Annotated in this window: 18 protein-coding genes; 8 read left to right on the top strand and 10 right to left on the bottom strand. The window is 74.4% G+C overall.

Features of this window, described 5'->3' with window-relative positions:
- Positions 1 to 115: 115 nt before the first annotated feature.
- From ACGFI8_RS16070 to ACGFI8_RS16055, 4 genes are read right to left on the bottom strand one after another with little or no spacing between them, the layout of a single operon-like run.
- Complete coding sequence (locus ACGFI8_RS16070; protein WP_392805069.1) at positions 116 to 2,386, bottom strand: hypothetical protein; 2,271 nt, start codon at positions 2,384 to 2,386, stop codon at positions 116 to 118.
- Positions 2,383 to 3,522: a VWA domain-containing protein gene (locus tag ACGFI8_RS16065; protein ID WP_392805068.1), complete on the bottom strand. Its 1,140-nt coding sequence runs from the start codon at positions 3,520 to 3,522 to the stop codon at positions 2,383 to 2,385. The genes ACGFI8_RS16070 and ACGFI8_RS16065 overlap by 4 nt, the downstream gene beginning before the upstream one ends.
- Positions 3,519 to 5,798 (bottom strand): DUF5682 family protein, encoded by a 2,280-nt coding sequence (locus tag ACGFI8_RS16060; protein WP_392805066.1) that lies wholly within the window; start codon positions 5,796 to 5,798, stop codon positions 3,519 to 3,521. The genes ACGFI8_RS16065 and ACGFI8_RS16060 overlap by 4 nt, the downstream gene beginning before the upstream one ends.
- Before the next feature lie 7 nt (positions 5,799 to 5,805).
- Positions 5,806 to 6,918, bottom strand: a complete 1,113-nt coding sequence (locus ACGFI8_RS16055) for an AAA family ATPase (protein WP_392805063.1) — start codon at positions 6,916 to 6,918, stop codon at positions 5,806 to 5,808.
- Between the two features lie 204 nt (positions 6,919 to 7,122).
- Between ACGFI8_RS16055 and ACGFI8_RS16050 the strand changes: the two genes are divergently transcribed.
- The 6 genes from ACGFI8_RS16050 (at position 7,123) to ACGFI8_RS16025 (ending at position 12,524) form a co-directional block, all read left to right on the top strand.
- Entirely contained in the window at positions 7,123 to 7,488 is a 366-nt protein-coding gene (locus tag ACGFI8_RS16050) for an MmcQ/YjbR family DNA-binding protein (RefSeq protein WP_392805062.1), read from the top strand.
- Positions 7,482 to 8,276 (top strand): BTAD domain-containing putative transcriptional regulator, encoded by a 795-nt coding sequence (locus ACGFI8_RS16045; protein WP_392805059.1) that lies wholly within the window; start codon positions 7,482 to 7,484, stop codon positions 8,274 to 8,276. Before ACGFI8_RS16050 ends, ACGFI8_RS16045 begins: the two co-directional genes overlap by 7 nt.
- A 307-nt stretch (positions 8,277 to 8,583) precedes the next feature.
- Positions 8,584 to 9,336, top strand: a complete 753-nt coding sequence (locus tag ACGFI8_RS16040) for an NUDIX domain-containing protein (RefSeq protein ID WP_392805056.1) — start codon at positions 8,584 to 8,586, stop codon at positions 9,334 to 9,336.
- Positions 9,333 to 10,286, top strand: a complete 954-nt coding sequence (locus tag ACGFI8_RS16035; protein WP_392805054.1) for a serine/threonine protein kinase — start codon at positions 9,333 to 9,335, stop codon at positions 10,284 to 10,286. Before ACGFI8_RS16040 ends, ACGFI8_RS16035 begins: the two co-directional genes overlap by 4 nt.
- 15 nt (positions 10,287 to 10,301) lie before the next feature.
- Entirely contained in the window at positions 10,302 to 11,267 is a 966-nt protein-coding gene (locus ACGFI8_RS16030) for a hypothetical protein (protein ID WP_392805051.1), read from the top strand.
- A 75-nt stretch (positions 11,268 to 11,342) separates the two neighbouring features.
- On the top strand, positions 11,343 to 12,524 hold the full coding sequence (locus ACGFI8_RS16025; protein WP_392805048.1) for an adenylosuccinate synthetase: 1,182 nt from the start codon (positions 11,343 to 11,345) through the stop codon (positions 12,522 to 12,524).
- 112 nt (positions 12,525 to 12,636) lie between these two features.
- Here ACGFI8_RS16025 and ACGFI8_RS16020 read toward each other — a convergent pair whose 3' ends face one another.
- Positions 12,637 to 13,077: a hypothetical protein gene (locus tag ACGFI8_RS16020; RefSeq protein ID WP_392805046.1), complete on the bottom strand. Its 441-nt coding sequence runs from the start codon at positions 13,075 to 13,077 to the stop codon at positions 12,637 to 12,639.
- Between the two features lie 108 nt (positions 13,078 to 13,185).
- Between ACGFI8_RS16020 and ACGFI8_RS16015 the strand changes: the two genes are divergently transcribed.
- A complete protein-coding gene (locus ACGFI8_RS16015; protein WP_392805044.1) occupies positions 13,186 to 14,904 on the top strand; it encodes a DEAD/DEAH box helicase in 1,719 nt (572 codons plus the stop codon).
- 5 nt (positions 14,905 to 14,909) lie between these two features.
- Here ACGFI8_RS16015 and ACGFI8_RS16010 read toward each other — a convergent pair whose 3' ends face one another.
- Both ACGFI8_RS16010 and ACGFI8_RS16005 read right to left on the bottom strand, forming a co-directional pair.
- On the bottom strand, positions 14,910 to 15,416 hold the full coding sequence (locus ACGFI8_RS16010; protein ID WP_392805041.1) for an RNA 2'-phosphotransferase: 507 nt from the start codon (positions 15,414 to 15,416) through the stop codon (positions 14,910 to 14,912).
- 4 nt (positions 15,417 to 15,420) lie between these two features.
- Entirely contained in the window at positions 15,421 to 16,878 is a 1,458-nt protein-coding gene (locus ACGFI8_RS16005) for a bifunctional 3-(3-hydroxy-phenyl)propionate/3-hydroxycinnamic acid hydroxylase (protein WP_392805038.1), read from the bottom strand.
- Positions 16,879 to 17,033: 155 nt separating this feature from the next.
- Here ACGFI8_RS16005 and ACGFI8_RS16000 point away from each other — a divergent pair, with 155 nt between their 5' ends.
- Positions 17,034 to 17,528 carry a ferritin-like domain-containing protein gene (locus ACGFI8_RS16000; RefSeq protein ID WP_392805035.1) on the top strand — a complete coding sequence of 165 codons (495 nt, stop codon included), beginning with the start codon at positions 17,034 to 17,036 and terminating at the stop codon, positions 17,526 to 17,528.
- 63 nt (positions 17,529 to 17,591) lie between these two features.
- On the opposite strand, the gene ACGFI8_RS15995 is transcribed toward ACGFI8_RS16000, so the two are convergent.
- The 3 genes from ACGFI8_RS15995 to ACGFI8_RS15985 are packed head-to-tail and all read right to left on the bottom strand — an operon-like array spanning position 17,592 to position 20,244.
- Positions 17,592 to 18,365, bottom strand: a complete 774-nt coding sequence (locus tag ACGFI8_RS15995; protein ID WP_392805032.1) for a putative protein N(5)-glutamine methyltransferase — start codon at positions 18,363 to 18,365, stop codon at positions 17,592 to 17,594.
- Entirely contained in the window at positions 18,362 to 19,003 is a 642-nt protein-coding gene (locus ACGFI8_RS15990) for a LuxR C-terminal-related transcriptional regulator (protein WP_392805030.1), read from the bottom strand. The genes ACGFI8_RS15995 and ACGFI8_RS15990 overlap by 4 nt, the downstream gene beginning before the upstream one ends.
- On the bottom strand, positions 18,955 to 20,244 hold the full coding sequence (locus ACGFI8_RS15985) for a sensor histidine kinase (RefSeq protein ID WP_392805027.1): 1,290 nt from the start codon (positions 20,242 to 20,244) through the stop codon (positions 18,955 to 18,957). Before ACGFI8_RS15985 ends, ACGFI8_RS15990 begins: the two co-directional genes overlap by 49 nt.
- Between the last annotated feature and the right edge of the window lie 18 nt (positions 20,245 to 20,262).

The following is a 20,262-nucleotide window of genomic DNA, read 5'->3' as shown; positions in this document are numbered from 1 at the left end:
ATCCCTCGCGCGTCCGGTCCAGACGCGGCATTTCGGACACCGCGGTCTCGCGCAACGCACCGCAACGGTGACCGTCCGTCGCCGGTTCGCGCAGCGCCGCGCCCGTGACCGAGGCTCAGAAGAGCTCGGCGGTGATCGTGAGCCGCAGGTGCGCGTCGACCCATGCCGCGACCGCAACCTCGCCGGGATCGGGCCCGAGCGCGTCCCGGAACGCGCCGACCGCCGCCCCGGCCCGGTGCAGCCCGGCCCGCAACAGCTCGTCACGGGTATCGCGCAGCCGGTCACCGAAGCTTGGCGGCAGGTGGCGCAGCCCCCGGTGCGGCACGTCGGCCAGCACCCTAACGGCCCGGTCGACCGCCGCCCGCAGCGGATCACCGTCGCCGTCCCACCGCGTCCCGAGCCCGCCGCCGACCGCCGCCGCCAGATCGGGCACGACCACCGTGTCGCCGACGACGACCCCAAGGGGCTCGATCACGATCCCGCCGCCGGTCCGCCGCACCACCCCGCTGACGAACCCCGGCCCGGCATGCATCGCCGCGGCGATCGCATCGAGGCGCCCGGGCGCGGCGACGGTGTGGATCGCGGTGACGGTGGCGACCCCACCCGCCGCATCGGCGACGACGGCGTCGAGGCGCTGATCCCCCGGCGAGTACGCGACCAGCCGCACCTCAGCGATCTCCACCACCCGCACCAGCTCCGCCTCCACGCGCGGCCGCACGACCCGCGGCGGCAGGCGGTCGAGCTCCTCCGCGAGCGAACGCAGGTCGCGCACCAGCACGCCGGCCGGCAGCCCCGCCCACGCCCCGCGCGACGGGGTGACGGTCGTCTTCGCGATCCGCCCCGTCGCCAGGCGGACGGCCCGGCTCGCGCTGCGCACCGCGGACTCCGTCACCACGCTGCCGCCGGCCAGCTGCGCCACGCTCGCCCCGCCGATCCGCCTCCGCCCGAGCTCCGCCCCGCCCTCGGCGCCGGCCCAGTCCCGCCGCAGCACCAGCACCGTGGCGGTGTCGGCATGCGCGAAATACAGCTCCACGACCCGCCGCTCATCCCCGGTCGCCTCGCCCCCGGCCGCCACCACGCGGCACCCGAGCCCGTCGAGGCGCGCCCGCCGCATCGGCGCCTCGGCCGCCTCCTCGGTCCCGAGCACCCGCGCCCGGGCCCCGCCACCAAGCCCGCCACCAAGCCCGCCGCCTGCCCGCGGCCGCATACCCGCCTCGGCCACCTCCGCGGTCCCGGACGCCCGCGCGTGTCCCTCGGCCTCCTCCCGGGTCCCAGGCGTCCGCGCGGGTGTCTCGGCCGTCTCGTCGGTTCCGAGCTTCCGTGCGGGGGCGGTGACGTCGGGGCCGCGCACCGCCCGCGCTCGCGCGTGCAGCTCGCCCACGAGGGCCGCGAGCCGCTCGGGCACGTATGCGCTGCCCCGGTCCCGGTACGCCTCGAGCTGCTCCGCCAGCTCCCCCACCGCCAGCAGCGGCCACCGCAGGTTGTCCCGATCGAGGCGCCGCCGCACGTCCGCGACGGCGGCCCCGAGCCCTCCCCCGGCATGTACGGCGCCGCCGAGCAGCACCTCGTCCGCCAGCCGCAGCGCTGCCCCGAGGCTCGCGTCCCGCTGCCCGGCCGCCGGGCCCGGGCGCGCGGGGGCCTCCCCTGCGACGTCGACCCGGACGTCGAGGTCTCCCGGCGCCTGGGCATCCGCCACGCGGAACGCCCAGACGGCGAGGGCGATCACGTCGTCCCGCACGCCGGCGACCGCATCGGTGTGCACGAACCCCAGGTCGTGCGGGACCAGGAACCGTACCGCCGCCGAGCCCAGGTCGACGCGCGGCGCGGGGTCGGTCGCGGTGGCCCGGCGTACCCGCGCGTGGTACCCGGTCCGCCACGCCCGTCGCGCCGCGGCGAGCATCCGGGCCCCGATCCGGGCGGCGAGCTGCTCGTCGGTGAAATCCCCTGGCGACCAGTCGACCACCGCGCCCGCCGAACGGTCGGCCGACGCCCCGCCAGAGCCCTCGCCCGTCGCTGCGGCGCAATGCTCGGTCGTCGCCTCGACAAAACCTGCGGACACCTCGACAAGACCGGTCGTGGCGACAAGCCCGGCCGTCGTCGCAGCAAGACCGGCCGTCGTCGCGGCAAGACGCTGGTACGCGAGTACCAGGCCGATGACGTGGCGGCACGCGCCGATCGCGCCGCACGTGCAGGTCGCCCGGTCCAGCCCGCCGGTCGGCAGCGCCGGGGCCGGGCCGTCCGCGTACGCGCCGCGCAGCGTGCCGTCGGCGTCGAGCGTGACCGACGGCGGGGCCGCCTCGACCTCGCGGGTCGCGCGCTTCACCAGGCCGCGGTTGGTCAGCGCGGCCAGCGCGTCCGGGGTCAGGGCGAGCAGATCGGCCCTCATCGCCCCACCTGCTCGGCGACGAAGGCGGCCAGCTCGCCCGGGGTCATCGCGCCGACCGCGGCGCCGACGTCGGCGAGGCGCTGGGCGGTGCCGGGGTCGTACGCCGGGTCGGCCTGCTCGTCCAGCGCTGCCAGGCACAGGACCTTCGTGCCCTGCTCGACGAGGTCGCGCACCAGCCGCACCAGGTGCGCCGGGTCGCCGCCCTCGTAGAAGTCGCTGATGACGACGACGATCGAGCGGCGGGGCTGCTCGATCAGCTGGGCGCCGTACGCGACCGCGCCGGCGATGTCGGTGCCGCCGCCGAGCTGGACCTTCATCAGCAGCTCCACCGGGTCGTCGACGTCGGCGGTCAGGTCGACGAGGCCGGTGTCGAAGGCGACCAGGTGGGTCCGCAGGCCCGGCAGGCCCCACAGGCACGCGGCGGTGACTGCGGAGTGGATGACCGAGCCCGCCATCGAGCCGGACTGGTCGACCAGCAGGATCAGCTGCCAGCGCTCAACGTGGCGGCGGGTGCGGGAGAAGAAGTGGGCCTTCTCGACGTACAACTTGCGCTCCTCGGGGCGGTAATGCCCGAGGTTGGTCCGCAGGGTGCGCCGCACGTCGAAGTCCCGTGCGAGCTTGAACCGGCTCGGGGTGCGGGCGCGGGCCCCGGCGAAGGCGCGCCGGACTTCGGTGGCCAGCCGCTGCATGAGCTGCCGCACGACCGCGTCGACGATGCGGCGAGCCTGGTGCAGTACGCCAGGATGCATCAGGTGTTTCGTGCGCAGCACGGCCCGCAGCAGCGTCTCGTTCGGCTCGATCCGCGCGAGCACGGCGGGATCGGTGACGACGTCCTGGATCTCGTACCGCTCGACCGCGTCGCGCTCGAGCCGCTCGATGGTCTCCTTCGGAAACAGGCGGGTGATCTCGTCGAGCCAGTCGACGGTCGTCACCAGGGACGGCCCGTCGCCGCCGTGCCGGCCCGCGCGGCGCACTCCCCGGCGCCGCAGCTCCTCGTCGCGGCCGTACAGCCACTCGAGCGCGGCGTCCCGGGCGGCGCCTTCGCCGTCGAGCGCGAAGCCGGCGGGCTCGCCGAGCACGAGCCGCCATCGCTGCAGCCCCGGATCCATCCGGTCGAGTGGGAAGTCGGGGGTCATCGCAGCAGTCCCTCCCGCGCCAGGGCGGCGTCGACGCGGGACTCCAGCGCGGCGGCGCGGGCCTGAAGCTGCGGGTCCACGGCCGGCCGGCGCAGCAGCGCGCGGCCCGAGCCGGGCCGGCCGCGCCGGGCCAGCACGTGCCCGGCGATGGTCTCCCGCTCGCGCGGCGGGAAGTACGCGAATGCCTGCCGCAGCGCCGGCAGCGCGATCAGGAAGTCCTCGTCGCCCATGCCGGTGACGAGCTCGTCGAGCAGGTCGAGGACGCCGGCGGCGTGCAGCACCTCCTCGCGGGCGAGGGCGAACAGCCCGGCCAGCCAGTCGCCGAGCGCCACGGGCCCGCCCGCGCCGCGGACCGCCCGCAGGGGGTCGGCCCGCTCGCCGAGCGCCCACCCGAACCCGAACGCGGCGCCGCGCAGGTCGGGCGGGGCGCCCGGGTCGGCGCCGACGCGACCCATGACGCCGAGCGCGGCGGCGCGGTCGAGCCCGAGCGCGGGCCCGGCGTGCACGAGCGTGTCACGGACGGCGACGATCGCGGCGATGCGGGCCGGGTCGGCGTCGGCGGTGCCGCCGCGGACGCCCTCGGCGAGCCAGAGGAGCCGGTCGTACGCGGCGGCGATGACGCGGCCGAGGGAGGCGCTGCCGGCCGTGCCGAGCAGCCGGTCGTGCCGCCAGAGCGCGAGCAGGACGCCGAGCAGCCGACCGAGCGCCCCGAGGTCGTGCGTGGCGGCGACGCCGAGGGTGACGTCACGCAGCACGCGGTCGGAGAGCCGGGTCGTGCCGCACAGCGCCGCGTCGAACAGCGCACCGGCCAGCGCGCCGACGTTTCCGGCGGCCCGCCCGGCGCGCTCGGCGATCGCCGCGGCGGCGGCCTGCTCGGGCGTCGCGCCGTACGACCCGGCCTCGATCAGCGTCGGCAGCCGGTGCTCGTGCTCCTCGACCGTCCAGTCCTCGTCGAGCACCGGGTCGATGCCGGTCGCCGGCCCGCGATGCCGGGTGAACCCGGGGATGCCCAGGACCCGCAGGCGGTGCAGCAGCCGGCTGCGGCGCAGCCCGTCCGGGTCGGTGAGCGCGACGGCCACGGCCCCGCCGCCGGCCAGCCCCTCGCGCTCCAGCGCCGCCGCGACCTCGTGCACCAGCGGCGGCAGCGGCGTGTCCGGGTGCAGCCGCCCGACCCGATCGCCGCTGAGCGCCGCGACCATCTCGACGACAACCGGGTGCGTGCCGGCCCGCAGCCGCCCGCGGGTCGCCCACGGCAGCGGCTCGTCGAGCGCGTCGTGCACGAGCGCGGCGGCGAGCCCGTCGAGGACGTCGGTCCGCGCCGGGTGGCGGTGGCCGCGGACGGCCGCCAGCCCGGCGGCGGAGGCTCGTGCCGCGATCAGGTCGGCGGTCGAGGCCCGCTGCTTGCGCTCGCGCAGCCGCCCGACGACGGCGGCGACGAGGTCGTCGGCGGCGTCGGCCGCCCCCGCCTCCCACAGCCGCTGGTAGTACCCCGGCGACGGCATCCCCGACTGGTACCCGTCGAAGGCGTCGAGCCGCCGGAACGAATACGGCACCAGATAGCTCCCGCCGGTCGCACCCGGCGGCAGGCCCGGCGCGACCGGCCACGGCTCGTCCCCGGCTCCCTCGGCGGCGGTGAGCCGGACCAGGGCCGGGCGGTGGAAGCCGCCGGTGATCACGACGACGGGCCGCTCGCCGGCCTCGCGCAGCGCCGCCCGCACCCATCGGGCCATGTACTCCTCACGGGCCACGTCCCCCTCGCTCGCCGCCGACTCGCCGCGCAGCAGGTCGAAGTACGCCCCGAGCCGGGCCTCGATCCCTTCGCCGGCCGGGTCGGCGGGCTCGACCTCGAACAGGTGGTCCCAGAGCGCGTCGACGTTGTCGACCGCGAACACGGTGCACAGCCGGTCGACGGCCTCGGCGTAGCGCTCCTCGGCGTCGGCGTACCGGTTCTCCCGGCCGGCGAGCGCCCTGTGCCAGGCGGGCAGGTCGATGAACCGGACCTCGGCCCCCACCTCGCGGCCGGTCCGCAGCGCCACCCACTCCGGGGAGTACTCGCAGAACGGCGCCCACGACCCGTGGTGGCGCTCCTCGTCGCGGTAGCTGCTGAACACGGCGACCGGCAGCTCGTGGCCGAGCAGCAGCTCGTCGATGCGGCCGTTCATGTCCGCGGGGCCCTCGACGAGCACGTACGCGGGCCGCAGGCCGGTGATCGTGTCGCCGACCAGGCGGGCGCACGCCGGACTGTGGTGCCTTACCCCGATGAACGTCGCCGACATGGTGACCTCAGCCTGGCAGCTCGTGACGGGCGTCGTGCAGGGCCTTCCACTGCCCGCCGTGACGCCAGGTGACCTGCTGTTCCAGGTAGCGGCGCAGCTTGGCGAGGTCCTCCGGGCTGTCCTTGGCGGCGGTGCCGGCCAGGCACGCGACGAGGTCGGCGGCGGTGCCGGGCTCGCCGCGCAGAAACCAGCCCCGCAGGCCGACCGCGTGCGCGACCGACACCGCCTCGGCGGTGCTCATCACCGACGACAGCCGGTCCATGGCGTCGCCACGGGCGGTCTGGCCGGCGCGCAGCTCCCGGAACGTGGTGACCAGCACCTCCATGACGTCCCGGCGCGGGGCGGCGCTCACCCCGGAGCGGCGCAGCAGCGCCCCCGCCTCGGCCTCGACGAGCGCGAGCTCGGTCTCGAGGTCAGAGATGGGGAAGACGGTCTCGAAGTTGAACCGCCGTTTGAGCGCGGCGCTCATCTCGTTGACGCCGCGGTCGCGGGTGTTGGCGGTGGCGATGACGTTGAACCCGTCGCGGGCGAACACCATGGCGTCGGCCCCGGTCAGCTCGGGGATCGCGAGGACCCGGTCGGACAGCGGCGACAGCAGGCTGTCCTGGACCTCCAGCGGGCAGCGGGTGATCTCCTCGAAGCGCACCACCCGCCCCTCGGCCATGCCCCGCAGCAGCGGCGCCCGCACCAGGGACCGGTTCGACGGCCCCTCCGCGACGAGGAGGGCGTAATTCCAGGAGTACTTGATCTGGTCCTCGGTCGTGGCCGCGCCGCCCTGGATGGTCAGCGTCGACACCCCGCTGACGGCCGCGGCGAGCAGCTCGGACAGCAGCGACTTGGCGGTGCCCGGCTCGCCGACGAGCATCAGCCCGCGGCTGGTGGCGAGCGAGACCAGCGCCCGGTCGATGAGCGACGGGTCGCCGACGAACTTGCGGGTGATCCCGGCGACGGGGTCGCCGACGATGAACCGGCGCGCCGCGGTGAGGCTCAGCACCCAGCCAGGCGGCCGCTCGCCGGTGTCGGTCTCGGCCAGGCGGCGCAGCTCGTCGGCGTGGCGGACCTCGGCCGGCGGCCGCTGCACCGCGGCGTCCCGGGTTGCGGCCTCGATTGTTTCGCTCACTGCACGACCTCCCGCAGGTCCCGGATGATCTGGTGCCGGGGGGTACCGACGGGCGACACCTTAACGACCCCCACCGACAATTTTCGGCGGCGACCGCTCCGACCTGCGGCGATGCCGATCGGGCCGGGGGTGATCGAAAAAGTCGCCAAATGGGGAAAATCGGATCCCAGGAAAAGTGTCGTACCGTCCTGTTACACCAGAGTCATGGGATTGCGGACCGTACGCGGGGTGAGCGTCGAAGAGGCGCTCCGGATGGTTCTCATGCTGCCCGAGGTCGATCAGCGCCAGCACGGCAACCACATCGGCTTCCGGGTGCGGGACAAGGGGTTCGCGTACCTGTGCGCGGACGATTGGACCATGCTCGTCAAGGCGTCCAGAGAGGACCAGGCCGCGCTGGTCGAGGACGACCCGAGGGCGTACAAGAAGGCCGGCGCCTGCGGGCGGATCGGATGGCTGCAGGTGCGGCTGCGCAAGGCGCACGAGGACGAGCTCGCCGACCTGATCCTGGAGGCGTGGCGGATGACGGCGCCGAGGCTGATCGTGGCGAGAGCCGAGCTGCCCCTGTGCTGACCCGGCCGACCGGGCCGGACGGCCGGACGGCCGGGCGGGCGGGTCAGCGCGTCGCGGGCGAGGACCCGGCCCGCGCGAGGCGGCTCGCCCGCGAGGCGATCGACCTCGAGCCGTACGCCGAGCGCGCCTACCGCGCCGCCATGCGCGCCGCGGCGGCGCAGGGCCGGGCCGGGGAGGTCATCCGCTGGTACGACAGGTGCCACCGCGCCCTCACCGACGAGCTCGGCGTCGGCCCGTCCCCGGAGACGACCGCGCTGCGCGACCGGCTGCTATCGGGGCTGGAGACCGGGCCGCCGGCGTTCGATCGCCGCCGCGGCGACCGCCGCAAGGCCGCGCGGCCGGAGCCCACGGGGGACGCCCCGCCCGCCCGGCTCGCCGTGGTCAAAGACCTCTCGGCGCCGCCCATGGCCGGGGCGGGCGGGTTCGCCGGGCGGCAGGCCGAGCTGGGTGCGCTCGCCAAGGGCCCCGGTGTCGTACACGTGGTCGGCCCGGCCGGCGCCGGCAAGTCCGCGCTGCTCGGCCGCCTGCGCGAGCTGCAACCCGACCGCGTCGGCCTCGGCCGCGGCCCCGGCCCGGGCGGGGCGCTGCGGCTGGGCTGGCTGCGCACGGTGCTGTACCAGCTCGGCGCCCCCGCCGACGCCACGCTGGACGCCGCCATGGCCGAGCGCAGGCACCTGTCGCCCGCGGAGCTGGACGGGATCGTGGAGGGTCTGCGGTACCACGGCAGCGCGCCGGTTCGCCGTGATCCACCGGTGCCGTGCCGGCAGTCCGGCCATGATCACGTGTAAGAAATGGCTGCGATAGCAGCCATCTTTTACACGTGACCATGGAGGACCCCGCGCACCGCGGCCGCCGAGCGCATGTTCACGGAGATATCGCGCTGCCAGCCAACTGACGGTCGTGCTAAATCGGATTTATGACCTGACAGGGTATAAATCCGATATGTCGGGCGCGCCAGCGCCCGACATATCGCCGACACCGAAAGAGCGTTGCGCCGACGGCGGGGCGCGTCCTATGTTGTTCTCAGACCGAGAAATACTCGAACCGAGAAAGACTCGGGGCGAGAAGGACTCTTCCTGAGAAGGACTCCGGGCCGTGACCAACGACGACGCCGACTTCCTCGCCAACTACGACCCCCGCGCCTACCCGCCGGTCGCCGTCACCGTCGACGTCGTCGCGTTCACGATTCGCGGCGGGGCGCTGCACGTCCTGCTCGTCCGCCGCGCCTGCCCGCCCATGAAGGACATGTGGGCGCTGCCCGGCGGGTTCGTCGGCGAGTGGGAGGACCTGCCCACCGCCGCGGCGAGGGAACTGGCCGAGGAGACGGGCGTCGCCACCGCCAACCGGCGGCTGCACCTGGAGCAGCTGGGGACGTACGGCGCGCCGGACCGGGACCCGCGCATGCGCGTGTTTTCGGTCGCATACCTGGCCTTCGCGCCGCACCTGCCCGACCCGGTGTCGGGCACCGACGCGCGCGAGGCCGCCTGGGTGCCGATGGACGACCGGCCGGCCGCGCTGGCCTTCGACCACACCACGGTCCTCGCCGACGGGCTCGAGCGGGCCCGCTCGAAGCTCGAGTACACCCCGCTGGCCACGAAGTTCGTCGGCGAGGAGTTCACGATCGCCGAGCTGCGGGCCGTGTACGAGACGGTCTGGGGCGAACCGCTGCACGCCGGCAACTTCCACCGCAAGGTCCTGTCCGTGCCGGGGTTCGTGGAGAGCACCGGGGCCACAACCGAGCGCGGCGGCGCGCGGGGCGGGCCGCGGGCCAAGCTCTACCGTGCCGGCGATGCCCAACTGCTGCACCCCGCGCTGCTCATGCCGAGCCGGGAGGAGACCGTGCGATGAACACCGACGAGGCCATCGCCCTGGTCGAGACGGCCACCGCGGAGGAGCTCTTCGGCGGCACCGACGCGCACCGGCGGTACCGCAGCCTGGCCCGGCTGGTCCACCCGGACGCCGCCGGGCCGCGGGGCACCAAGGCGTTCGCGCGCCTGTCGGAGCTGTGGCGCAACCGCGGCACGATCCGCAGCGAGCGCGGCGTGTACTCCACGGCGACGCTCGACCACCGCGGCGACCTGGCCAACCTCTATCGCGTGCCGGAGGGCCACCTCAAGCTGGTCCGCGACCCGGCGTGCAACGACCTGATGGCGCGGGAGGCCACCGCGCTGCGCCGCCTGGCGGAGCACGGCGACCCGAGGTATCTGCCGTACGTACCACGACTGGTCGACACTTTTCGCCATAAATCCGAAACATCCGGCAGGCCGCGGCGGGGCAACGTCATCGCGGTGTCCGCGAGCCGGCTGCACAGCCTCGCCGAGGTGGCGGAGCGGCGGCCGCACGGCCTCGACCCGAGGGACGCGGCGTGGATGTGGCGCCGGCTGCTCGTCGCGCTCGGCCTCGCGCACCGCGTGGGCGTCGTGCACGGCGCGGTACTGCCGGAGCACGTCCTCATCGAGCCCGACGAGCACGGCGTGGTGCTCGTCGACTGGTGCTACAGCGCGAGCGCCCCGGGCGAGCGCATCGCCGCCATCGTCCCCCGCCACCGCGACCACTACCCCGCCGAGGTCCTCGACCGCGGCACCCCCGGCCCGTACACCGACCTGGCCATGGCCGCCCGGCTGATGGCCGACCTGATGGGCGAGCGCGCACCGAAGGCGCTGCGCCGCTTCGCCGACGGCTGCCTGCTCGCCTCGCCACGGCAGCGCCCCGACGACGCGTGGCAGCTGCTCGCCGAGCTCGACGAGCTGCTGCACCGGCTGTACGGCCCCCGCAAGTTCCGACCGTTCACACTCTGACGAGGGAGAACCCCGATGGGCAGTGGAACCTGGTCGACCGACGTCTACGACGCCGCCGACCGTTACCGGCGCGCCACCGGCACGAGCGCCTTCGCCTACAGCGACTCCGGCGCCCGTACCGTGCACAAGGCCCTCGACCCGAAGTGCGTCACCGCCCGGGAGAGCCGCGACTCCGCCGAGCACCCGGACTCCGTGGCCATCGCCGTGCTCTTCGACGTGACCGGCTCGATGGGCTCGGTACCGCGCGTGCTGCAGCAGAAGCTGCCGCAGCTGCTCGGCCTGTTGCTGCGCAAGGGGTACGTCAAGGACCCGCAGATCCTGTTCGGCGCGATCGGCGACGCCACGTGCGACCGTGCGCCGCTGCAGGTCGGCCAGTTCGAGTCGGACAACCGGCTCGACGAGGACCTGGGCCGGTTCGTGCTCGAGGGCGGCGGTGGCGGGCAGATGACCGAGTCCTACGAGCTCGCGATGTACTTCATGGCCCGCCACACCGGCATCGACTGCTACGAGAAGCGGGGCCGGCGCGGGTACCTGTTCATCATCGGCGACGAGCAAGCGTACCCGCGGGTCAAGCCGGCCGAGGTCGGGAAGGTCATCGGCGACCGGCTGGGTGAGCCGATCTCCCTGCGCGCCATCGTCGACGAGGTGCGCCGCACCTACGACACGTACTACATCCTGCCGGCCGGCTCCTCGTACGCGGGCAACGCGGCGATCCTCGACTTCTGGCGCGACCTGCTCGGCCAGAACGTCATCGCGCTCGACGACCTCGACGCGGTGTGCGAGACGATCGCCCTGACCGTCGGGCTCGGCGAGGACAGCATCGACCTCGACGAGGGCCTGGCGGACCTGGATGAGGTCGGCTCGGGCGCGGTGGACTCGGTCGGCAAGGCCCTGGCCCGCATCGGCGGCGGCCGCGCACCGGTCGCCACCGGCTCCACCCCGACGGATCTGACCGGCCCCGTAACGGTCGAACGCCTGTAATCGTCACATTACCGTGGGTGCCGTCGAGGGGGCGGCACCCACCGCGACGGCAACCCATCGCCAGGAGCATGCGGCATGCACATCATCGTCGTCGATCTCGGGTTCGGCGACTGCGGCAAGGGGACCGTGGTCGACCACCTGTGCGCGACCCGCGAGGTACACACCGTCGTGCGGTTCAACGGCGGCGCCCAGGCGGCGCACACCGTCGTGCTCGCCGACGGCCGCAAGCACACGTTCGCCCAGTTCGGCGCCGGCTCGCTACGCCCCGGCGTGCGCACCCACCTGTCACGGTTCATGGTCGTCGACCCGCTCGCGCTGGTCACCGAGGCCGAGCACCTCACCGCGCTGGGTGCGCGCGACGTCTGGCGGCGGCTGAGCGTCGACCGCGCGGCGCTCATCTCCACGCCGTACCACCGCGCGGCCAACCGGGCCAAGGAGCTCACGCGCGGCGCGGACCGGCACGGCTCGTGCGGCATGGGCGTCGGCGAGACGATGGCGTACGCGCTCGCGCACCCCGGCGACGCGCCGCGCGCCGGCGACTGCGCGGAGCCCGCGGTCCTGCGCCGCAAGCTCGCCCTGCTGCGCGAGCGGCTGGGGGCCGGCGGGCCGCCGGTGGAGGCGTGCCTGCCCGCCTACGAGGGGTTCGCGGCGACGGCGCCGCTGGTAGACGGCTTCCGCGCCGAGGGGCCCTGCGTGTTCGAGGGGGCCCAGGGTGTACTGCTGGACGAGTGGCACGGCTTCCACCCGTACACGACGTGGAGCACCACCACCTTCGCCAACGCCGAGGAGCTGCTGGACGGCGCGCCCGCGTTCCGGCTCGGCGTGCTGCGGACCGTGACCACCCGCCACGGCGCCGGCCCGCTGCCGACCGAGGACCCGGGGCTGGGCATCATCGACCCGAACAACCCGGCCAACGACTGGCAGGGCCCGTTCCGGGTCGGGCACTTCGACGCGCCGCTGCACCGGTACGCGCTGCAGGTCTGCGGCGGGGTCGACGGCCTGGCGCTCACCCACCTCGACCTGCCGGTCCGGCGGATCTGCCGCTCCTACCGCTCCGACCCGCTACGCGCCGGCGAGCCCGGCGACCTCGCCCGGCAGGAGGCGATGACCCGCGCCCTGGCCTGCGTCGAGCCGCGGTACGCGCCGGTGACCGACTGGGTACGCACCGTCGAGGGCGAGCTCGGCGCCGCCGTCGTGCTCGAGTCGTGGGGCCCGACGTCGGAGGACAAGAAGCCGTCCGGCTGGCTGACGGCCTGACATCGCACCGTTCGCCGCCTCACCGGTCACCGCACGCCTGAAGCTCACCCTGCCCAGCGGCGAGCTAGTTGATGTGTAGGAAATGGCTACTATCGCAGCCACTTCTTACACATCAACTCGGCGCGGCGGTCAGGAGGCGCTGCAGCAGCGTGGCGAGCGGCATCGACTCGCCGTCGCGGGCGCCCTCGCCGACGATCAGGCGCGGCGGTCGCGGGGCCGGGTCCGCGCCGGTCAGCCACGAGCGGGCCGACGGCGGGACGAGCAGCGAGTAGTACTCCCCGGCCTCGGAGATCGCGATCGTGCGGGCGTGATCGAGGTACCAACCGCGCAGTGACGTCCGGTAGGTGCGGCCGGTGTAGGAGCGGGCGCGCAGCGGCACCGCCGGCGGGCCGGACTCGCGCGCGGCGGACACGAAATCGGCGATGAGGCTCATGGCCTGGGCGGCCTCGGCCTCACGGCGGCGTTCGAGCTCCGCGAAGTGGTGCGCGACCGCCCGCGCCCGCCGCTCGCGCCAGTCCTCACCCGAAGTGTCGGGCCGCGAGTCGTACGCCACCTGTCAAACACTAACCGGTCACAAATCACAGACGGCGACCGCGCCACTAGGGCGCACCCGAGCGTTTGGGATGCTAGAGGGGCCGCAATGCCGAGTTAGGAGCACCCCGTGACCGAGATCACCCAGGATGACGACGTCACCAGCTTCGCCGACCTCGGGCTGCGGGACGAGCTACTGAAGGCGCTCAACGGCCTCGGGTACGAGGAGCCCACCCCGATCCAGCGCGAGGCCATCCCGCCGATGCTGGCCGGCCGCGACCTGCTCGGGCAGGCCGCGACGGGCACCGGCAAGACGGCCGCCTTCGCGCTGCCGCTGCTACAGCGCCTGCCGCACCCCGGCGGCGACAACCCGTCGGCGCTGGTCCTGGTGCCGACCCGCGAGCTCGCGGTGCAGGTCTCGGAGGCCATTCATCGGTACGGCCGGGACCTGGGCGTCCGCGTCCTGCCCATCTACGGCGGCCAGCCCATCGGGCGGCAGCTGCGCTCGCTCGAGTTCGGCGTCGACGTCGTGGTCGCCACGCCGGGCCGCGCGCTGGACCACCTCGGCCGCGGCACGCTGCGCCTGAACGACCTGCGCGTCGTCGTGCTCGACGAGGCGGACGAGATGCTCGACATGGGCTTCGCCGAGGACATCGAGGCGATCCTGCAGGAGACGCCCGAGGACCGGCAGACGGTGCTGTTCTCGGCGACGATGCCGCCGCGCATCGACGGGCTCGCGCGGAGTCACCTCAGCGACCCGGTGCGCATCCAGATCGGGCGCGAGCCGACGCCCGCGGGCGAGGCGCCGCTGGTGCGCCAGGTCGCCTACGTGGTACCGCGGGCGCACAAGCCCGCCGCGCTCGGCCGCGTGCTCGACGTCGAGGCGCCCGGCGCCGCGATCGTGTTCTGCCGCACCCGCGACGAGGTCGACTCGCTGACCGAGACGCTCAACGGGCGCGGGTATCGCGCGGAGGCCCTGCACGGCGGCATGGGCCAGGAGCAGCGCGACCGGGTGATGGCGCGGCTGCGCAACGGCACCGCCGACCTGCTCATCGCCACCGACGTCGCGGCCCGCGGGCTCGACGTCGAGCACCTGACGCACGTGGTGAACTACGACGTCCCGTCGGCGCCCGAGTCGTACGTGCACCGCATCGGCCGCGTCGGCCGCGCCGGCCGGGAGGGCGTGGCGATCACCCTCGCCGAGCCGCGCGAGCACCGGATGCTCAAGACCATCGAGCGGGTCACCAAGCAGCGCATCGCGATCGAGAAAGTACCGTCGATCGCCGACCTGCGCGCCCGGCGCCTCGAACTGACCCGCGCCGCGCTGCAGGAGAGCCTCATCGCCGACATCGACCTGGAGCGGTTCCGGGTGGTCGTGGACTCCCTCTCCGAGGAGTTCGACCCGATGGAGATCGCGCTCGCCGCCATCAAGCTGGCGCACGAGTCGACGGGCGTCGGCGACGGCGATCAGGAGGAGATTCCGGAGGTACCGCTGCGGCAGCCCCGCGACCGCGAGGAGCGCCCCGGCCGGCGGGTGAGCGTGCGCGACACGGACGGGCGGGGCCGCGGCCGCGACGCCGGCGGCCGGCGCGCCCCCACGGGCGGCATGACCCGGCTGTTCGTGGGCGCCGGCCGCAGCGCCGGCATCCGGCCTCAGGACCTCGTCGGCGCGATCACCGGCGAGTCGAGCCTGAGCGGCCGGGACATCGGCGCGATCGAGATCACCGACCGCTTCTCCCTGGTCGAGGTCCCCGACGGCGCCGTCGACGAGGTCATCGACACGCTGCGGCGCACCACCCTGAAGGGCCGCCGCCCGGTGGTCCGCCGGGAGCGACCCCGCCCGGTCTAGCCTGGTCAGGCGGTCCGGATGAACTCGGGCGGGACGGCGTCGGTGAGCCATACGCCGTTGTCGGACCGGTGGAACGTGTGCCCGGCGCGGGCCATCTGCCCGGCGAGCACGGTGAGGATGACGATCGCGCCGCCGCGCCGGGCCCCGACGCGGCGAGCCGTGTCCGTGTCGGGTGACAGGTGTACGTGGTGACGCCCGCCCTTGTTCAGCCCGGTGGCCTGGATCGAGGCGAGGGCGCCGGCGCTGGTGCCGTGAAACAGCAGTTCCGGCGGCTCGGCCTCGGCGAGCCCGAGCTCGACGGGCACCGAGTGCCCCTGGTTGGCCCGGATCCGCTCCACCCCGTCGTCCCCGACGGCGATGGCGAACCGCTGCTTGTCATTGCCCGCGACGACGGCGTCGAGCGTCTCGCGGTCGATGCCCATGGCCGCGAGAAACTCCGGCACCGTCACCCACCCGGCGTCGTCGAGCACGATCCCGGCGCGCGCCGGATCATGGCGGAGCGCCTTGGACATCCGCTTACTGATCTTGACTAACTGACCGTGTTCCATATCGGCCTCGATTGTGCGCCCGCGACGCCACCCGGCCCACCGCATTTTGCACTACCCGGTCGGGGCGTAGGACCACGGTACGGCCGCGCATCCAGCGGCGGAGTTCGCCCGTCGGGTCGAGGGCCGGGGTGACGGCGACCAGGCGGCGGCCGTCGTGGCCGGGCGGGGGATCGCCCGTGTGCAGCACCGCCCAGCCGGGGCCGAGCACCTCGTCCAGCCGGACGGTGCGGCCCTGCCACGTCACCGAGGGCTGCGGGGCCAGGGTGCCCGCCCGCCGGCCGCGGCCGACGCCGCGCAGCGGGGGGCTGGTCGAGCGCAGCGCCAGGGCCTTGAGGCCGGGCAGGCGCCAGATCGCCCCGAGTATGACCCGGCGCACGGCGGCGGCGCGGTCCTGGCCGCCGGTCATCGCCCAGCCGGCCACGATCGCGAGGCGGATCTGGGCGCGCACGTGCGGGGCGCGCTCGCGTTCGTAGGAGTCGAGCAGGTCCCCGGCGCCGCCGGGGGTGGTCAGGTCTTCGGCCAGCTTCCATGCCAGGTTGTACGCGTCCCGCAGTCCCGCGCCCAGGCCCTGGCCGATGAACGGCGGGGTCTGGTGCGCGGCGTCACCCAGGAGAAACACCCGCCCGGACCGCCAGCGGTCGGCGACCTCGGCGCGGAAGGTGTACTCCGCCCGGCGCACGATCCGCACCGCAACCCCATCCGACCACGGCGCCAGCAGCGCGCCGACGTCCACCTCTGGCTCGCCGTCGAAGAGGCGGAACTCCCAGCGGTACCGCCGCGGGCCAAGCTGCATGAAGGTCGCGGCGCGGCGCGGGTCGCACACCTGGTGCACGCCGCCCCAGGCGTCCAGGTCGGCCTCGCACACGCCGTCGACGACGAGCCAGCGCTCCGCGAAGCGCAGGTCGACACGGCGCGCGCCGATGAGGTCGCGGACGGTGCTGTTCGCGCCGTCGCACCCGAGCACGGCCGAGGCCGGCGCGGCGTGTTCGGTGCCGTCGGAGATCATGCGGTACCGAACGATCGAGGAGGAGACGGCGAACACCTCGGCGCCGCCGACGAACTCGACCAGGTCGAGCCGCGCCATCCGGGCGCGCAGCAGGCGCTCGAGATCGGGCTGGTCGAACATGTTCGCCTGCGGGTAGCCGTGCGGGCCGCGCGCGGCGTCCCGGCGGAACTCGGCCATCACCCGGTGCCGCCCGTCGAGCAGCCGCAGCCCCAGCCCGGGCCGGCTCACGCGCAGGAAGTCCTCGGCCACGCCGATCTCCTGCAGGATGCGCATCACCTCGTCGTCGACGTGGACGGCGCGGGGCAGCGGGTAAGGCTCGGCGTAGCGGTCCAGGACCAGGCACGGGATGCCGCGCTGCGCGAGAAGGATCGCGGCCGCGACGCCCACGGGGCCCGCCCCGACGACCACGACGCGATCCACCCGCACGAATCTACGCCATCACACCCACCCGGCCGCGCACCGAAGCGAACCACCCTCCGGGCCATGCACGACCTGCGCCGGGCGCGTGAGAGTTCCGGTACGGCGGGTAGAGCGCGTCCGGCACCACCAAACCCCAACGCAGGCAGGAGAAGCAGATGGCACTCGACAACCCGGCCGACCTGTTCCTCTACGAGCTGTCGGGCATGTACGACGCCGAGCGCAAGAGCAACCAGATGGTGGGCGAGATCCTCGGGCGGACCGAGCAGAGCCCCCTCGCCCAGATCCTGAAGGCCCAGCAGCAGCAGGGCCAACAGAAGATCCAGAACATCGAGACGTGCTTCGCGATGATGGAGGCTGAGCCCTCCGAGGTGCCGTGCATGACGCTCGACGGGATGCGCGCCGAGTTCCAGGCGTTCACCGAGATGCGGCCCTCCATGGAGGCGATGGAGATCTACACCGTCGACGCCGAGACCAAGCTGGCCCACTTCGGCATCGCCGGCTACCAGAACCTCATCGACAAGGCGCTGCTCATGGGCGAGATGCAGTGCGCCCAGATCCTGCGCACCAACCTGGTGCAGAAGCAGGAGAACGCGGGCACGTTCGAGCGGATCAGCCACGAGCTCGGCCAGCGGGTGGTGATGAACGTCTGACGCGCCGGGTCCGGCCGCCGTGGATCGCACCGCGGCGGCCCGGTCCCCTCACACGTCGCGGCGCTACCGTAGCCGGCCGACCACGACGTTGGTCTCGGTCTCCTCGTCCGTCACCGTCACCGGGTGCAGGCCGGCCGCCCGCAGGAGCGCGTGCGCGGCGTCCAGCTGGGCGGTGCCGGCCTCGGTGAGCAGGGCGCCGCCCGGGGCCAGCCACCCGGGAGCCTGCGCGGCCACGCGGCGCAGCACGTCGAGGCCGTCGGCGCCGCCGTCCAGCGCGGCGCGGGCCTCGTGGACGCGAAACTCCTCGGGCAGGAAGGCGATCTCGGCGGTCGGCACGTACGGAACGTTGGCGAGCAGCACGTCGACCCGGCCGCGCAGGCCGGGCGGGAGTGGAGCGAACAGGTCGCCCTCGAAGACCTCCGCGGTGAGGCCGGCCAGGTTGCGCCGGGCGCAGGCCACGGCCGCGGGGTCGATGTCGGCGGCGAGCAGGCGCACGCCCGCGAAGCCGCGCGCGACGACCAGGCCGAGGGCGCCGGTGCCGCAGCAGAGGTCGAGGACCGTCGCGCCGTCGCGGACCAGCGTGCGGGCGGTCGCGGTCAGCAGCTCCGTGCGGTGGCGGGGCACGAAGACGCCGTCGGTGACCACCAGGCGTACACCCGCGAAATCCGCATGACCGAGCACGTGCTCCAGCGGAACGCCGGCGACCCGGCGCGCCACCATCGACTCCAGGGCGGCGGCGTCGGTGGCGGCGGCGAGCAGGCGGTCGGCCTCCTCCTCGGCGAAGACGCACCCGGCGGCGCGCAGCCGGGTGACGAGCGCGGCGTGGATGGGGATCATGCGTTGAGGTACGCCAGGACTGCGAGGACGCGGCGGTTGTCGTCCTCGGACGGGGGCAGCTGCAGCTTGGTGAAGATGTTGTTGATGTGCTTGCCGACGGCCTTCTCCGTGACGAAGAGCCGACCGGCGATCGCCGCGTTGGAGCGGCCCTCCGCCATCAGGCCGAGGACCTCGCGCTCGCGCGGCGTCAGGGCCCGCGTCGGGGCGCCGGCGTTGCGGGCCAGCAGCTGCGACACCACCTCCGGGTCCATGGCGGTGCCGCCGGCCGCGACGCGGCGTACGGCGTCCACGAACTCCGCGACCGTGGACACCCGGTCCTTGAGCAGGTAGCCGACGCCGCCGCGGCGGTCGGAGAGCAGCTCCCGGGCGTACAGCTGCTCCACGTGCTGCGAGAGCACCAGCACCGGCAGGCCGGGCGCCTCGGCGCGGGCGGCGATCGCGGCGCGCAGCCCCTCATCGGTGAAGGTCGGCGGCAGGCGCACGTCGACGACGGCGACGTCGGGCCGGTGCTCCAGCAGCGCGGCGCGCAAGTCCGTGCCGTTGTCGACGGCCGCGACGACCTGGAACCCGTAGGCGCCGAGCAGCCGGATCAGCCCGTCGCGGAGGAGGGCGAGATCTTCGGCGATGACAACGCGCACGGCAGCTCCATGGTCAGCACGGTCGGGCCCCCGGCGGGGCTGTCGACGAGCAGGCTGCCGTCGAACGCCGCCAGCCGCCGCTCGACGCCGGCCAGCCCCGATCCGGGCCGGGGCGCCGCACCGCCCGCACCGTCGTCGCCGACGGTCAGATAGAGGGCGCCCCCGAAGTACGACAACGATACCCAGGCCGCCGAGGCACCGCTGTGCTTGACGACGTTGGCCAGGGCCTCGACCGCGGCGAAGTACGCGGCGGACTCGACCGGCGCCGGCGGCCGGCCGGGCAGCTCGCCCTCGACCGCGACGGGCACCGGCAGGGTCAGCGCGAGCGCGCGCAGCCCGCCGACCAGCCCGCGCTCGGCGAGCACCGGCGGGTGGATGCCGCGCACCAGCAGCCGCAGCTCCGCCAGGGCCTTGCCGCTGGCCTCGCGCGCCTCGGCGATGAGCGCCTGCGCCGCTTCGGGGTCGCGGGTGACGAGGTCCTCGGCCATGCCGAGGCTCATCCCGAGCGCGACGATCCGGGCCTGCGCACCGTCGTGCAGGTCGCGTTCGATCCGGCGCAGCTCCGCGGCCTGCGCGTCGACCACCTGGGTGCGCGTCTCGGTGAGCCGGTCGACCCGCAGCGCGAGCGTCGTGCCGCGGGTCGGCCCGAGGAGGCTGAAGTCGTACCGCGAGAGCGCCCACAGCAGCCAGGGCGCGGCGTACAGCGCCCCCACCGTGATCAGCACCCCCTGCGGCGGCACGAGCAGGTAGTCCGCCGCGTCGTCGAGCGGCCAGATGACGCCGTAGCCGTACCAGCCGGTCGCCGCGTCGATGATGACCGGGATCAGGATGATGCCCTGCAGGCCGTACAGCAGCGAAACCAGCGCGGTGACCCCGAGCACCACCCCGACCGGGACCCCGCCCAGCAGCCACAGCAGGTCGCGCCACGTCGCCGGGTCGCGCACGAGCCACATCCACCGCTTCGGAGTCCCGATCCACGCCCCGTCCGGCCGCGGCAGGTACGGCTCCGGGATCTCGGCCCCGCACCACTCCCGCGCGAGCCGCCGCCGCAGGTTGGCGTAGGCGCGCACCAGCAGCTGCACCAGCGGCGCCAGCACCAGCCCGACGCCGGCCAGGGTGGTCACGAACGACGCCACGGTGAGCGCGACGAGCACGAGGTGGATCGGGACAGCCGCGATCCCGAGCAGCGCCACCCGGCCGACGCTGATCAGGCCCCTGCGGGCGAACGGCCACGCCTTCATGCAGCCATTCTGTCCGCC

The organism is Dactylosporangium sp. NPDC048998, assembly GCF_043197855.1.
Taxonomy (GTDB): domain Bacteria; phylum Actinomycetota; class Actinomycetes; order Mycobacteriales; family Micromonosporaceae; genus Dactylosporangium.
Note: the sequence above shows the minus strand (reverse complement) of the source record. Positions and strands in the feature narration are given on the sequence as shown.

Excerpts from the sequence above, each read along its gene's own strand:
- ACGFI8_RS16070 (WP_392805069.1), bottom strand. The coding sequence starts at position 2,386 with ATGAGGGCCGATCTGCTCGCCCTGACCCCGGACGCGCTGGCCGCGCTG.
- ACGFI8_RS16065 (WP_392805068.1), bottom strand. The coding sequence starts at position 3,522 with ATGACCCCCGACTTCCCACTCGACCGGATGGATCCGGGGCTGCAGCGA.
- ACGFI8_RS15985 (WP_392805027.1), bottom strand. The coding sequence starts at position 20,244 with ATGAAGGCGTGGCCGTTCGCCCGCAGGGGCCTGATCAGCGTCGGCCGG.
- ACGFI8_RS16050 (WP_392805062.1), top strand. The coding sequence starts at position 7,123 with ATGGGATTGCGGACCGTACGCGGGGTGAGCGTCGAAGAGGCGCTCCGG.
- ACGFI8_RS15995 (WP_392805032.1), bottom strand. The coding sequence starts at position 18,365 with ATGATCCCCATCCACGCCGCGCTCGTCACCCGGCTGCGCGCCGCCGGG.
- ACGFI8_RS16000 (WP_392805035.1), top strand. The coding sequence starts at position 17,034 with ATGGCACTCGACAACCCGGCCGACCTGTTCCTCTACGAGCTGTCGGGC.
- ACGFI8_RS16030 (WP_392805051.1), top strand. The coding sequence starts at position 10,302 with ATGGGCAGTGGAACCTGGTCGACCGACGTCTACGACGCCGCCGACCGT.
- ACGFI8_RS16025 (WP_392805048.1), top strand. The coding sequence starts at position 11,343 with ATGCACATCATCGTCGTCGATCTCGGGTTCGGCGACTGCGGCAAGGGG.
- ACGFI8_RS16035 (WP_392805054.1), top strand. The coding sequence starts at position 9,333 with ATGAACACCGACGAGGCCATCGCCCTGGTCGAGACGGCCACCGCGGAG.
- ACGFI8_RS16060 (WP_392805066.1), bottom strand. The coding sequence starts at position 5,798 with ATGTCGGCGACGTTCATCGGGGTAAGGCACCACAGTCCGGCGTGCGCC.
- ACGFI8_RS16010 (WP_392805041.1), bottom strand. The coding sequence starts at position 15,416 with ATGTCCAAGGCGCTCCGCCATGATCCGGCGCGCGCCGGGATCGTGCTC.